The sequence below is a fragment of the Chitinophaga sp. RCC_12 genome, assembly GCF_041360695.1.
In the GTDB taxonomy this organism is placed as follows: domain Bacteria; phylum Bacteroidota; class Bacteroidia; order Chitinophagales; family Chitinophagaceae; genus Chitinophaga.
Window position 1 is genome coordinate 22,674 of sequence record NZ_JBFUPS010000019.1, and the last position, 13,553, is coordinate 36,226.

A 13,553-nucleotide genomic window follows, 5' to 3' on the forward strand; every position below is an offset into this window, starting at 1 on the left:
TTTGTTCCATGCGTTTATCATTTTTTATTGCCAGACGGATTGCTTTCAATAAGGGATCTTCTTTCTCAAAATTCATTATCAATATCGCAGTAGCCGCTACCGCGATAAGCGTAGCGGTAATGATCCTGGCAACAGCGCTGGTAAACGGTTTTCAGCAGGTGATCCAGGAGAAGATTTTCAGCTTCTGGGGGCATATTCATATCAATGAATACCAGCCCAATGCCGGTCCCCTCACGGAAGAAATCCCCTTCTACAGCCGCAAAAGCCTGATAGATAGCATTAAAACAGCACCGGGTATTAAAACCATCAGCAATTACGCTACCAAATCTGCCATCATTAAATCCGAAAAGGAAATAGACGGCATCATCTTCAAAGGAATAGACCAGGGATACGACTGGCCGCAACTGAAACGTTTCCTCCAGGCCGGCAAACTGCTACAGTTCAACGACAGCTCCTATGCACCGGAAATTATCATCTCCGAATACATGGCCAAAGAACTGCAACTGAAAGTAAATGATAAAGCCATCATCTATTTTATACAGGGAGGCGGGTTGCCACCACGAGCCCGCAAACTAACGGTAACGGGCATATTCAAAACCGGTATCGAGGAATATGATAAAACTTACGTGATCGGCGACCTTAACCTGGTACGCAAGCTCAACGACTGGGACCCCAACCAGGTAGGCGGCTTCGAGGTATCCATCAATAACTACCGCAACATGGATTCCGTGGCGCGGTATATGGATAACAACGTATTGCCGGAGCAATTGTTTACCCGCACCATCCGGGATATTTACCCGAATATTTTCGACTGGCTCCAGCTGCAAAACCAGAATGAACTGATCATTATCGTTATTATGACCATCGTAGCCATCATTAACATGATCACGGCTATTCTCATCCTCATCCTGGAACGTACCAATATGATAGGTATTGCCAAAGCACTCGGTATGCGCAACTGGGATATCCAGAAAGTATTTGTATACCAGGCGGCCTATATCGTTATACTGGGCATACTGATCGGCGATTTCTTCGGGCTGGGCATTGCTTTCCTCCAGCAGGCCACCGGCATCTTCAAGCTGCCGGAAGAATCCTATTACATGTCGGTAGCAGCGGTATCTCTTCACTGGGTGGACATCCTGCTCATCAACGTGGGCACCTTCCTTATCTGCACATTGATACTGCAAATCCCTGCCAGGATTATCCGGCGCATTACTCCCGTAAAGGCCATCCAGTTTAAATAACTATTTCTTCCGGGTGCTTTTCACATAATCACGCAGGTAACTGCACTGGTCATATGCCTGTTGATAAAACTTCGTTTGCCCGTAATTACCCGCCAGTAACGGAAAATAACGGTTATGGACCAACGCAGTTATATATTGATCGCTGTTACCGTTATTGGCAGTATGTTTCTGCGAACAACGGGCAGCCATAAATGCGCACTTTGCCCTGAACTCCTTATCTGTACTGGCCTGCGCCGCTTTGAGGTAATAACTTTCCGCTGCATAGCATCCAAAATATTGCTTTTCAAAAGGATCTTTATCACATTCGGGAGCGTACCACCGTGTGGACGGGCGGTAGTCTTTTACAAAGTTCCAGGTTCTGCCATAATAGGAAATACTGAATAACGCCGTCGCATAATCGTAGTATACTTTTGCAGGTACCGGCGCTGTTTTCATCTTTTCCTGCAGCTGTACCATACGTTCGCAAAACTGCAGCTGCGTAATGGCTTTTGTATAGGGCGCTTCCGCACTGTCTACCCCGAAGTCCTGCAACTGATCATGGAATACCTGGTAAGAAACAGCGAGCGCACCTGGTCCTGCTTTCTTAAACCACTCCCGCGCATGGCTGAAATCGTGTAAGCGCATATAGCTCACACCTATCGCCTGGTCCAGGTTAATACCTTCAGGCAGGAACCCTGCGAGGTAAGATTCATACGGCGTTTTAACCGGTTGGTGCAGGAAATCTTTCAGGCGCATCAGCGTTGCGGGGTTCATATCGTTGTTGATCTGATCCAGCGACGTTTGACCGGAAACAAAATAATCGTTCATTTTCAGCGAATCACAACGGCCCCTGATCAGCGACTCCTTCACAAAGTCGCCCTGCTGATGATAACGTGGCGCCAGTATGGCAAACAACAGGTTACGGTAGGTTTTACCAAAGGCGAAATTTTTGTTTTCCTCTCTTCCCCAGTAATTCGAGTAATTTCTATTGCCGGCAGTTTTCGTGTCCAGCCATTTAAAAGACGCCAGCAGCTTCGATTCAAAGGCACTGTCGATCGTTTTTTGTTGATTGATGTTTACCAGTAAATTCACAATTTCCCACTGGTCTTTTACTTCCGGGTCTTTTGTTTTTATAGCTGCCAGTTGTTGGGCTGCCGCCGGGTAATTTTTGCGGATATAGGAAAGGTAGGCAGATGAAACCCGCCATAAGTCCACATCTTTTAATTTGCCCTGTTGAACCAGGCTATCCACCATGGTTTGTAGCTCCCTTAGTTGGGCGAGCAGCTTACTCTTTTCCGCAGGGGAATAATCCTGTATACTCACGATACCGGTATTTTGTCCTTCCATCAGCGCCGGACTGAAGTAAGCATCTTCCAGCTTATTAATTTCCCTTCCCAGCAATATATTCAGCGCAGGAGAAGCAGGGTCTGATGCATACACCTGCCGGATGGCGGTTATATCGGGCGCGGGATTGGTAAAGCCATAAATGGCTGCTACCATTGCCTTTTCATGGTCGTCCTTGCACAAAGAATATACTTGTTCAGGTGTGGTGTTGGCCCACATTAAACTGACAAAAGAGGAAAGCCGCAGGGATGGCGCCTTCTCAAACACGCGGGAAAACAAATAAGCGCTCTGCACAGAGTCTTTCAAACGCAGTAAGGCGCCGGATTTCAACGCCAGTGCCTTATAATATACCAGGGATGATCCTTCTTTTCCATCGAACAGCTGATCGAAAGAAGTAACCGCTTCCCGGTATTGTTTGCTGTAATGCTGCAGCCGTACTAGCTGGAAACTATAACGGTCGCGGATATCTTTATCTTTTACTTTATCCCGCAAGCCTTGCCCTTCTGTATATAATGTAGCCAGTAACGGGTTATTGCGCTCTGGCACTGACCATGGATCGGCGTTGATTACGGCAGGCTCGCATGATTTTGCAAACAACAGGTAACGCGCTGCTTCCCGGTTCTTTTCCTTCCCCAGGAACTGGGCAAAGGTGTTCTTCTTCACACTGTCCGGTAATGCCGCACTCCCCTCCGCAATGGCAGCCAGCTGCTCTTTTGGATAAGTGTAAATGCATTCACGTATATCCTTTGCCGTTACTTTATTGCCGGTATAGTTTTGCCAGTCGGCCACATTGGCTGTTTCCTCCGAAGGCGTTGGATCGCCAAAAAAATTGGTGAGTGCGGTGTAATAAAATGGCTCGTAGCCGGCGCCCTTTGTATACGGACTAAAAAAAGAAACGTAATAGTCGTAAGGATCAGGGGTTGGTCCGCAGGATAAGGTGTACACCACATTACCAAAGAAAACGGCACAAAAGCTAATTAAAAAAACGACAAATTTTTTGTAGTTCATTCAATGGATATTTTTTCAGGGTTGTTGAATCAAGATGATAAAATATAATAACCGGATCGGGTGTTTGCAACTGTTTTGCCACTAACTGCGCGGCCGTTTCCAATGCCTGCTGGTCAATGGTTTCACGCCGGATCACACTTCCTTCTTTTAAGGGATATCCGTTCAGCGTAGTATCCTTTCTGATGGTATACAGTTGTTTATCACCGGCTGCAAAGATAGTGGTATCCTGCAATTCCGCCGTACCAATGTTCCTTAGAATACCGGTATACTCCGTTCCGTTGCGGAATAAAACGCTCCAGCTGAATAAAGGCAAAGCGATATCCAAAGGTAAGGGATACGCTGCAACCCGTTGCTCACCCAGGTAGGATTCCATGGCAGGTATGTCGAGGATGGAATTATGCGATCCGGGCTTACGCAGGTCGCCCATGTTATAACACATCAGCAGTCCCCTGTCTACCGGCGGTATACCGGTACGTACTTTATACTTCACCTGGTACATCCGGATGGTAGCGGATATCCGGCGGTGCCGGAAAAAAGGGGTTTGGCGGATTTGTTTTATAAAAGAGAAGTAGGCTTCGCTGGTAGTTTGGGTCCAGTCGCAATCCAGCTGGATTTCTTTTATACTGGCAGCGGGTAACGAGTCGCACAGCTGCTCCATCAGCCGGGATACGTTGGCCGCCAGCTGGGGACCCGGGTTTGCCCATATTTCATTCATCAGGAATACTACCGGCACTATTTCCACGCCTGCGGGGAAAGGGGCTTTCTGCCGGAATATGGCTACCGGGGCGGGCGCCTTAGTTACCTCGTCAACAGCTACATCGAACAGTTTTATATACAGCCGCCCTGCGGGCAGGTCGTGCATATACTTCAGTTCGGCGGTGTTGCCTGTCCATGTTTGCTTCCAGTAATAGAATGCGGGTGTTACGTTCCGTTTCGCAGCGTGATTACAGGAAAGCAATAATATGATGAGCAGTATCCGGGGGTTCATGAGCAGTTAAATAAGCAGGCGGCCGCAGATAATACCTGCAGCTATTGCGGCATTCAATGATTCGGCGCCACCGATCCGGGGGATGGTGATCCGGTGGGTAGCCAGGGCGGTTACATCTTCCGTTAATCCCCTGCCTTCATTACCGATCAGGATAATACCTTCTTTGATAACGGGAAAGGTCGCGATATTTTTTCCGTGGAGGGTAGCCGCAAAAGAGGGCAGCTTTGTTTGCTGCAGTAGTTCGCGGATATCGTATTCGGCTATACGAACCCGTATCATACTACCCATAGTGGCTTGTATGGTTTTAGGATTATATACGTCTACGCAATCCGGTGAGCAAATGATCTGCGGAATTCCAAACCAGTCGGCTATACGAATAAGCGTTCCCATATTGCCGGGGTCCTGGATGGCTTCCAGCGCCAGTGCCACCGTTCCGGCTGCCGGCAGCGGATTCGCGGGGGCGGGCATATCCAGCAAAGCCATTGCCCGGTTGGGGGTAGTGAGCGACGACAGTTGTTTGAGCACAGCAGCATCCACTTCAGTTACAGTGCCGGCCGGCATACGATCTACCAGAGAACTATGCTGCTCCAGCCAATCGGCTGTTGCATATACTCCTTTCACGGGCATGCCCGCCTGTAGCAGCTCCTGCACAATCTTATCACCCTCTGCCACATACTGGCTGGATTTTTGCCTGTTTTTTTTGTGCTGTAATGATTGAATATATTTAATTTGCGCCTTTGACAACATGGGGCCAAACCTACACGATTTCTTTTAATCAGCCAAGAAGAGGCATGGTTACCCGTTCGTCAGTATTGGCTTTTAAAATTTTTAACAACGTTTTCGCCCGTGATGCAGCTGCTTCCCAATTCAAAAATTTTATTGCTGAAACAATTGCTGCTACTGGCTGTAATACTTACGTTGGCAGCCTGCTCCAATACCAAATATCTCCAGAAAGATCAAACACTGTATACCAGCGCCAAAGTAGATGTAAACGGCGAAATCCTCAATTCTGAAAAACAGGATCTGCGCAGCTCCCTCTCTTCCAAATCGCTGATGACGCAGCAACCCAATAAAAAACTGCTCAACAGCCGTATCAAAGTATGGCTCTATAATCAGAAGTACAACGAGAAAAAGTCGAACTGGTTCTGGAACCTGGTACTCGCCAAAAGGAACCTGGAAGAACCGGTAATCTATGATTCTACCAAAACCAAAGAATCAGTGGCGCGCATGACCAGCTACCTCCACAACCAGGGATTCTTTTATGTAACGGTAAATTATGAGGAGGAAACTTCCCGGCGTAAAACCAGTGTTACCTACCAGGTAAATACAGGACGAAACTTCGTAATAGATAAAATCACTTATGCCGTACCGGATTCCGCCATCCTGCGGATCGTAAAAGCCAATGAAAAATTATCACTGGTGCAGAAAGGCGTTGCTTTTAAATCGGCTACCCTGGGCAGCGAAAGGGAAAGACTCACCCGCCTCATCAAAGATGCCGGGTACTACAAATTTAACCGCGACGCCATAGAATTCAGTGTGGACACGCTCAACAAGGCCCTGTTCCGGAATACCCTCAACCCTTTTGAAGGGTTTGTAAACATCTTTAATGAAAATAAAGGCAGGGATAAACTGACGATGGACGTGGAAATCCGGATTAAAAACCCGGAAGACAGCACCGCCAACTGGCAACAGTATCATATTGGCAAAGTATACGCCTATCCCGACTTTTCATTGAATGCCAATCCAAACGACAGCACCCTGAAACAGGACGAGCGCAAGTATATTACCATTCGCTCCCACCAGGAACTATTGAAACCAAAGATCCTCTCCAGGTCTATTTTATTGCGGCCAGGGGAAAATTATTCCATGCAGCGGTATAATAATACCGTCAATAAATTATATGATATCGGCGTATGGCAGTTTGTTACACTGCAATACAAAGAACCGAAAGACTCCGTAAATACGCTGGATGCCTATGTGTTCCTTACCCCCAGGCGCAGGCAGGAACTGGGTTTGACCTTTGAATTAAGTAACAGTTCGGACTATACGCTGGGATCAGGCGTAACCCTGAACTACCGGCATATTAACCTGAATAAAACGGCTACGCAACTGGGTATGGCGCTTAGTACCGGTATTGAACTGGTACGCCAGGAGTCGGGATGGGAGCTGCAGTCGAAACAGTTTGGAGGCGAGGTAAGTCTTACGTGGCCACGTTTTGCACTGCCGTTTAACATCAAACAAAGCAGCCGCTCCAACGTAAAAACAAGATTAACGCTTGGCGCCAACTACCTCTCCCGCGTGGAGAAGTTTGATGTAACCAGCATCAACGCCTCCTATGGGTACGACTGGAACGAAAGCCTTTACAAACGCTGGATCATGCGGCCTATTACGCTCAACTATGTAGGCGTGAGCCTGGACCCGACTTTCCGCGACAGCGTGGTAAATACCAATCCCTACCTGAAACGCAGCTTTGAACCGGCGTTAATTGGCGGGGAAAGCGTTTCGTTTATTTTCAGCAACCAGGATCTGCTGCATCAGCAGCACTACAGCTACTTCCGGGTGAACGTGGAAGAATCAGGACTGTGGCTCAGCGGCATCAATAGCCTGATGAACGGCATCAGCGGCAAAAAAACCAACCTGGAAACGCTGACCAACGTAAATATTTCAAATTTTGTAAAGATAGAAGCAGATTACCGTCACTTCTGGAAACTGGGGCTCCATAGCGGGCTGGCCAGCAGGGTTTATGCCGGCGTAGGTATTCCGTATAGTTACTCACAGGTATTGCCTTATATCAGGCAGTTTACTTCCGGTGGTCCCAACAGTATCCGCGCATGGCGCTTACGCACACTGGGTCCCGGCTCTTTTAAAGATTCCTCTGCTACCGCGCAGGCATTCCCCGATCAAACCGGCGACATGAAGCTGGAGGGAAACCTCGAATACCGCTTCGACCTGTTAAGGATGTTTGGCGGCAGCGTAAACCTGAAAGGCGCCACCTTCCTGGATATGGGTAATATCTGGATGATCCGCAAGGACTCCACCCGGCCCGGCTCCGAATTCCGCTTCAACCAGCTGTATCATGACCTGGCGATGGGTACGGGCGCGGGCCTGCGACTGGATTTCTCTTTCTTCCTCGTCCGCCTGGATTGGGGCATACCGCTGAAGGTTCCTTACTTCACCGGTAATAAAAACGGCTGGTATGTGAGTGAGTGGGATCTGAAAGACAGCCGCTGGCGCCGTGAAAATATAATCTGGAATATTGCTATTGGTTATCCGTTTTAGGAACGGCGTTGGCAGCAATGAAATCTTCCATGTCAGTAGCTTCCGACAAACTGAAACTACCGATGCGGGTTCTGCAAAGACTGCTCAGGTAAGCGCCGCAACCTAATTGTGCGCCATAGTCATTTGCCAGGGAGCGTATATACGTACCCGTGCTGCACACTACTCTGAAATGTACTTCCGGTAAATCTATTTTAGTGATCTCAAATGCGGCGATGGTTAATTTCCGTGGTTCTACTTTTACGTCTACTCCTTTCCTCGCCAGCAGGTAAATAGGTTTTCCATTTTGCTTGATGGCAGAATGGATAGGCGGCAGCTGCATAATTTCACCGATGAACGGTTGGGTAGCAGCCATGATGGCCGCTTCATCAAGATGGCTGATATCTTTAAAATTCTCCGGCTCAGACTCCTTATCGAATGTGGGTGTGGTAGCGCCTAAAGTAAAAGTGCCGGTGTATTCTTTCTCCTGTGCCTGGTATTCATTGATTTTCTTGGTCATTTTCCCCGTACAGCAGATCAGCAGTCCGGTAGCTAAAGGATCCAGCGTGCCGGCGTGACCTATTTTAGCTTTGGTGAGATTTCTTATCTTACGCACTACATCGAAGGAGGTCCATGTTAAAGGCTTATTGATCAATATCACGGCTCCTTCCTGGTAATTTGCTTTTTCGTTCGTTTGCATGCCCGCAAAGATAGCTATTAGCAGCTAGCTGTCAGCATGCGGCCGCTAATTATAGGATTTATTTAAGATCCTGAAAAGCTAAAAGCTAAGGGCTTTTTACTAAATTCACGCAATTTTAAATACATGGCATTAGAACATCATTTAGACGCAACGCTACGGCACAAGCAACAGGTGGACAATTCGCGCGACTATGTGCTGCCATTCATACAGCAGGAGTTTCCGCAACTGGAAGGCCTGCGTGTAATGGAGGTAGGATGTGGGGAAGGCGGTGTGCTTACTCCTTTGCTGGAAAAAGGGTGTAACTGCGTAGGCGTGGATCTTGCACCAGACCGGATAGAACTGGCCAAAACTTTTTTGCAGCAATACCTGGACAACGGACAATTAAAACTGATTGCCAAAAATATTTATGACCTGGATTTCCTCGGAGAATTCCGGAATTCTTTTGACGTAATTATTTTGAAAGATGCCATTGAACACATTCCTGACCAGGAAAAAATCATCGGTCATCTGAAACAGTTGCTGAGTCCCCGCGGGCAGGTGTATTTTGGTTTTCCGCCGTGGTATATGCCTCATGGAGGGCATCAGCAGATTTGCAAGAACAAATTCCTCAGCATGGTACCTTATATTCATTTGCTTCCCCGGCCGCTCTACAAAGGTGTATTGCGCATGTTTGGCGAAGGAGATGATGTAGTGATCGACCTGATGGATGTAAAATCCACCGGCATTTCCATTGAACGTTTTGAACGTATCGTAAAGCGCCAGCAATATAAAATTACGCAACGCCGGTTTTACCTGATCAATCCTATCTATAAATATAAATTCGGGGTAAGCGCGCGGGTGCAGTGGAAGCCAGTTGCGGCGATTCCTTTCTTCCGGAACTTCGTTACCACGTGCGTGTACTACATGATAAAGCCAGCGTAGGTTGTCTTACTCAGGATTACGCTGATTTTACTGATTAGTTTGATTTTACTTTTTTGATTTTATAAAGGATTAAGGGAGATAGAAGCGGATATTCGCTCTCATCTCCCTTAATTATTACTAAATCTAAAAATCTAAAGAAAATCCAAAAGAAAAAATCAGTAAAATCAGCGTAATCCTGAGTAAGACAACCTACGCGTTCCAGATTTCCCACGAGGCTTCCGCCTGGAGGATCAGCATTTCGTGGCCATTTTTGATGGTGGCGCCCTGTGCGGCGCCCCGTTGCAGGAAGGATGTTTCTGCCGGGTTATACACCAGGTCATACAGCAGGTGCCTGGAAGTAAGGTACTGGTAAGGGATTTCGGGGAAGGTATCTGTTTTCGGATACATGCCCAGCGGTGTTGTATTCACAATTACGGTGTGTTGTTCCATTACCTGTTGGTGCAGTGATTCGTAAGATACGGCTCCGTTCACCGGCTGCCGGCTTACTATGGTATAGGTAATGCCCAACTGTTCCAGCGCATACATAATAGCTTTGGCGGCGCCGCCGGTGCCCAGTACCAGTGCGTGCTTATGATGGGCTTGCAGCAGGGGTTGCAGCGATTTGGTAAACCCGATTACATCCGTGTTGTAGCCTGTTTTTTTTCCGTCCCTGAAGTCGATACAGTTTACAGCGCCGATTTTCGCGGCGGCATCGCTGAGATTATCCAGGAAGGGGATTACCACTTCCTTATAGGGGATGGTAACGTTGAGGCCATGCAGTTGCGGATGCTGCTCCAGCAGGGAGGTAAATTCAGAGATGCCTGGAATCGGGAAGTTATCATATACACATCCTGATATATTTTCCTTTTCAAATTTTTCTTTAAAGAAGCCTTTGGAGAAGGAGTGACTGAGCGGATAGCCAATAAGTCCGTAAATTTTCATGTACCAGGTAATTGATCATTACCAATTATGAATTACAAATCAGGGATTTGTGTTGATGTTATCCACAAATCCGTCATTCGTAATTCATAATCCGTAATTATTTAAAAAACTATTCTCTGTCGAGGAACAGGTTAAAGGTATCTCCTCTCAGGCCGATGCGCATGGCTTCCAGGGAGATCACTTCATTAGGAGCCAGGTTGCCCAGGTTGGCATTGCAGCCTACCAGTTCCAGGAAGTAAAGCTGTTGGGCTTTTTGTGGCGCTTCCCAGATAATTTTTTCGGCGGGGATCTGTGTCAGGATTTCCTGTACCAGGCCTTCGCGAACTTCGCCGCTGCCGCGGTAAATGCCTACGTTACCGCTTTCGCGGGCTTCAGCAATCACATAAGTGGCGCCGGCGGAGAGCTCAGCGCTCATCAGTTCAATCCACTTATAGGGAGGGATAATGTGTTCAGCATCTTTGGAGCCTACTTCGCTCAGTACCAGCCCTATTTTTGCCAGTTTTTCAATATAACCGCATTTTTCAGCATGCGGGATAGTGATTGAGCCATCGGAAACTTCCATGTAGCTGATACCGTAATCTTTTACCACGTTGATGTATTCTTCAAACTGGTTGCGGATTACAAAGGCTTCGAACAGGGTTCCGCCAAAGTATACGGGGATGTTTGCCGACTGGTAAAGTTCAATTTTTGCGCGCAGGTTGGGCGTAACGTAAGCAGTGCCAAAACCCAGTTTCAGGATATCAATATGAGGACCTGCTGCGGATAAAAAATTTCGTGCTTCTTCCAAACTCAGCCCTTTGTCCATTACCATAGTGAGTCCATGTGTGCGGGGCTTCTTTGTCCTTTCCGGGATTTGTGTCAGATTAAAATTCATTTGAAATATTTTTATCTTCTTATTGGTCAGTAAAACACATGCTAATTTTCGCCAGGCACTTCGGGATAGCGTAGATGCAATTTTAGTAACCGGAAATACTATTGACTTTTGTCCATGACAATTAAAAGCCGGCGCAAAAATAAGAAGTATACTTTATTTTATTAAAGTAAATAACACTGGTTAACGTTTGCGGCGATATTGGGCGATCAGATCTACCACACTCACATGCTGTAACACAGCAGGGTCGAGCTCTACGAGCTTTTTAACAATCTTTGGGGCCTGTTGCAGGGCTGTTTCCAGGTGCAGTAACCCTTCTTTTGTTTTACCCATGGCTATCAGGATAGCGGCCCGGTAATAGATAAAGATAGGTTTGCGGCCCGCCTTTTCCTCTGCTATGGCCAATTGCACAAGGGCTTCATCAAGGAATCCGGATACATACAGTCCCTTTAACAGTTCCTGCCAGGTAACGGCGCTTTTGGGCCTGGTACGTACGGCATTCATAAAATGTACCAGTGCATCCTTGTTCTTTCCGAGCTCCAGGTAGCATTCACCCAGGCTCATATTGTACTCTGCGTTGGTTTTATTTATTTTCAGTGCGCTCATTAACGATTTAACGGCATTTTCCCAGTTGGCTTCCATCATATAGGCCACCGCAATCTTGTAGTACAGCTTATCATCGCTGGGACTCAGATGCGAAGCTTTACGGTAGTAGTAACGTGCCTGGGTAAACTTCCGTTGTCTTTCGTAACAATGACCAATAGCTTCATAGATGACATCCTCCGGCTTGGCGATTTCCAGGTGTTTCTGGAGCACTTCTATGGCTTCGGCATACTTGCGCATCCGGATATAGGCATCGCCCATATTACGGTAGGCATAATCGAATTTCTCATCTATGGCCACCGCATATTGGTATGCGTCTATCGCTTTTTCGTATAATTTAAGTCCCTGGAATGCTGTGCCCAGATTAAACCAGGCCAGCTGGTTATAGGGATGTTCGTCGATAATGGCGCTATGCAGGCGGATGCTCTCTTCATTGCGGCCGGTAAATTCTGTCCAGAAACAGATTTTATGTAATGCTTCTTCACTGGTGGGATCATATTCCAGCGCCAGTTTCAGGCAATCAAACACTTTCTCAAACTCCTCCCAATCGTCGTATACGTCGGCCAGTTCCAGCAATAATTCTGTTCTGTCTTCCCCTGAAAACTGTTCAATCTGTTCTTCCAGCACAGCAGCTGCCTTCTGGTGCTGGTTCAGCGCCAGGTAAACGTCTGTTTGCAGTATATAAAGATTGATATCAGTGCGGTCCAGCACTTCTGCTTTCTCCAGCAAGTCCAATGCTTCCTTATATTTTTTGGTTTCTATCAGTAAGTTGGCCTTTTTGAGAAGTAAAGTGGAGGAATAGGGGAATTGTTCGATGGCTATTTCTGCGGCCTGCAATGCGATCGGCATTTCGTCATGCTCGTCATAATAGTCTATGATCTGCTCAAATGAATCTTCGTCCAAAAAAGAATGAGACTTACCAGCCCTGAGGTTTTCAAACTGCTGCAACAAGTCTCTCAGATCATCAAAATCCTCGTTTAAAAATGAAAAGTCTTTACTCATTACTGTAAATATAGTACTTTTATCTATGCCCAAATATGGGGTGAAATCAATGTGCTAAAAAATTTTTAACAATTCTTTGTGATTTCTTCGTATCTTGCGTTAAGAATATGTTATATAATATATCAAAAAGTTTGTACATTTGTGTTACAATGAAAGCGAAAACATACATATCACGCACCTTTTCATTGTCTTGCTTGTTAGCGGGCGCATTAGCGTTTTTTGCTCTCAATGCGGCGGCAAATAATAGCTTTTTGCCCACCGATAATAATAAAGACAAAGTGAAAAAGACAGCTGACAGCCAACATTTTGTGCTGAATACAGCTATGCCTAAAACCAATCTGAGCCTTGATGCTGGCTACCGCTTTTCGGGTACCTTCAACTCAGACTTTAAGTTTACTACTACCAATAACTATAATAATGTCATTAACCTGAAAGCGGTAATGACCTATACGAAAGGTAATGTCACTTATGTAGTTCCAACCAACGTCCAGGTGCAGTCACAACTTCCTGGAAACATGAACTTTCAGAAACTGCAGATTATTCTGCCGCTTAAGAAAGGGTAATAAACTTAACGTTTCTTCAATTACAATATGGGCCGGTTAAAAAGTTCTACAGCTTTTTAACCGGCTCTTTTTTTGCGAGCGGAGCGGAGGTTGTCTTACTCAGGATTAAACTTATTACACTGATTACGCTGATTTGAACATTTTTGATTTTAAA

Annotated in this window: 11 protein-coding genes; 4 read left to right on the top strand and 7 right to left on the bottom strand. The window is 46.5% G+C overall.

All coding sequences use genetic code 11. From position 1 onward, the window contains the following. Positions 1–8: 8 nt before the first annotated feature. Positions 9–1,244 carry an ABC transporter permease gene (locus tag AB6805_RS32315; protein ID WP_370913554.1) on the top strand — a complete coding sequence of 412 codons (1,236 nt, stop codon included), beginning with the start codon at positions 9–11 and terminating at the stop codon, positions 1,242–1,244. On the opposite strand, the gene AB6805_RS32320 is transcribed toward AB6805_RS32315, so the two are convergent. Genes AB6805_RS32320 through AB6805_RS32330 form a run of 3 tightly spaced genes read right to left on the bottom strand, consistent with a single transcriptional unit; the run spans position 1,245 to position 5,310 of the window. Next, the gene (locus AB6805_RS32320) at positions 1,245–3,575 is read right to left on the bottom strand and encodes a hypothetical protein (RefSeq protein ID WP_370913555.1); all 2,331 of its coding nucleotides are present in this window, start codon (positions 3,573–3,575) and stop codon (positions 1,245–1,247) included. Continuing rightward, entirely contained in the window at positions 3,541–4,563 is a 1,023-nt protein-coding gene (locus tag AB6805_RS32325; RefSeq protein WP_370913556.1) for a hypothetical protein, read from the bottom strand. Before AB6805_RS32325 ends, AB6805_RS32320 begins: the two co-directional genes overlap by 35 nt. Before the next feature lie 6 nt (positions 4,564–4,569). Beyond that, a complete protein-coding gene (locus AB6805_RS32330; protein ID WP_370913557.1) occupies positions 4,570–5,310 on the bottom strand; it encodes a TrmH family RNA methyltransferase in 741 nt (246 codons plus the stop codon). Positions 5,311–5,412: 102 nt separating this feature from the next. Here AB6805_RS32330 and AB6805_RS32335 point away from each other — a divergent pair, with 102 nt between their 5' ends. Then, the gene (locus tag AB6805_RS32335) at positions 5,413–7,842 is read left to right on the top strand and encodes a BamA/TamA family outer membrane protein (protein WP_370913564.1); all 2,430 of its coding nucleotides are present in this window, start codon (positions 5,413–5,415) and stop codon (positions 7,840–7,842) included. On the opposite strand, the gene truB is transcribed toward AB6805_RS32335, so the two are convergent. Further along, complete coding sequence (gene truB, locus AB6805_RS32340; protein ID WP_370913558.1) at positions 7,823–8,518, bottom strand: tRNA pseudouridine(55) synthase TruB; 696 nt, start codon at positions 8,516–8,518, stop codon at positions 7,823–7,825. The two genes, AB6805_RS32335 and truB, sit on opposite strands and share 20 nt — an antisense overlap. Before the next feature lie 123 nt (positions 8,519–8,641). Here truB and AB6805_RS32345 point away from each other — a divergent pair, with 123 nt between their 5' ends. Continuing rightward, complete coding sequence (locus AB6805_RS32345; protein ID WP_370913559.1) at positions 8,642–9,439, top strand: class I SAM-dependent methyltransferase; 798 nt, start codon at positions 8,642–8,644, stop codon at positions 9,437–9,439. A 189-nt stretch (positions 9,440–9,628) separates the two neighbouring features. On the opposite strand, the gene AB6805_RS32350 is transcribed toward AB6805_RS32345, so the two are convergent. The 3 genes from AB6805_RS32350 to AB6805_RS32360 all read right to left on the bottom strand — a co-directional run bounded on the left by AB6805_RS32350 (position 9,629) and on the right by AB6805_RS32360 (position 12,836). Continuing rightward, a complete protein-coding gene (locus AB6805_RS32350) occupies positions 9,629–10,360 on the bottom strand; it encodes a shikimate dehydrogenase (protein ID WP_370913560.1) in 732 nt (243 codons plus the stop codon). Between the two features lie 109 nt (positions 10,361–10,469). Further along, positions 10,470–11,234, bottom strand: a complete 765-nt coding sequence (locus AB6805_RS32355; RefSeq protein WP_370913561.1) for a phosphosulfolactate synthase — start codon at positions 11,232–11,234, stop codon at positions 10,470–10,472. A 180-nt stretch (positions 11,235–11,414) separates the two neighbouring features. Further along, positions 11,415–12,836: a tetratricopeptide repeat protein gene (locus tag AB6805_RS32360; RefSeq protein ID WP_370913562.1), complete on the bottom strand. Its 1,422-nt coding sequence runs from the start codon at positions 12,834–12,836 to the stop codon at positions 11,415–11,417. Between the two features lie 149 nt (positions 12,837–12,985). Here AB6805_RS32360 and AB6805_RS32365 point away from each other — a divergent pair, with 149 nt between their 5' ends. Further along, positions 12,986–13,399 carry a hypothetical protein gene (locus tag AB6805_RS32365; protein WP_370913563.1) on the top strand — a complete coding sequence of 138 codons (414 nt, stop codon included), beginning with the start codon at positions 12,986–12,988 and terminating at the stop codon, positions 13,397–13,399. Positions 13,400–13,553 lie beyond the last annotated feature (154 nt).

Bases quoted from the DNA above. Each gene is read 5' to 3' on its own strand.
- AB6805_RS32345 (WP_370913559.1), top strand. From the start codon at position 8,642: ATGGCATTAGAACATCATTTAGACGCAACGCTACGGCACAAGCAACAG.
- AB6805_RS32315 (WP_370913554.1), top strand. From the start codon at position 9: ATGCGTTTATCATTTTTTATTGCCAGACGGATTGCTTTCAATAAGGGA.
- AB6805_RS32355 (WP_370913561.1), bottom strand. From the start codon at position 11,234: ATGAATTTTAATCTGACACAAATCCCGGAAAGGACAAAGAAGCCCCGC.
- AB6805_RS32365 (WP_370913563.1), top strand. From the start codon at position 12,986: ATGAAAGCGAAAACATACATATCACGCACCTTTTCATTGTCTTGCTTG.
- AB6805_RS32360 (WP_370913562.1), bottom strand. From the start codon at position 12,836: ATGAGTAAAGACTTTTCATTTTTAAACGAGGATTTTGATGATCTGAGA.
- AB6805_RS32335 (WP_370913564.1), top strand. From the start codon at position 5,413: ATGCAGCTGCTTCCCAATTCAAAAATTTTATTGCTGAAACAATTGCTG.
- truB (WP_370913558.1), bottom strand. From the start codon at position 8,518: ATGCAAACGAACGAAAAAGCAAATTACCAGGAAGGAGCCGTGATATTG.
- AB6805_RS32320 (WP_370913555.1), bottom strand. From the start codon at position 3,575: ATGAACTACAAAAAATTTGTCGTTTTTTTAATTAGCTTTTGTGCCGTT.
- AB6805_RS32325 (WP_370913556.1), bottom strand. From the start codon at position 4,563: ATGAACCCCCGGATACTGCTCATCATATTATTGCTTTCCTGTAATCAC.
- AB6805_RS32330 (WP_370913557.1), bottom strand. From the start codon at position 5,310: ATGTTGTCAAAGGCGCAAATTAAATATATTCAATCATTACAGCACAAA.
- AB6805_RS32350 (WP_370913560.1), bottom strand. From the start codon at position 10,360: ATGAAAATTTACGGACTTATTGGCTATCCGCTCAGTCACTCCTTCTCC.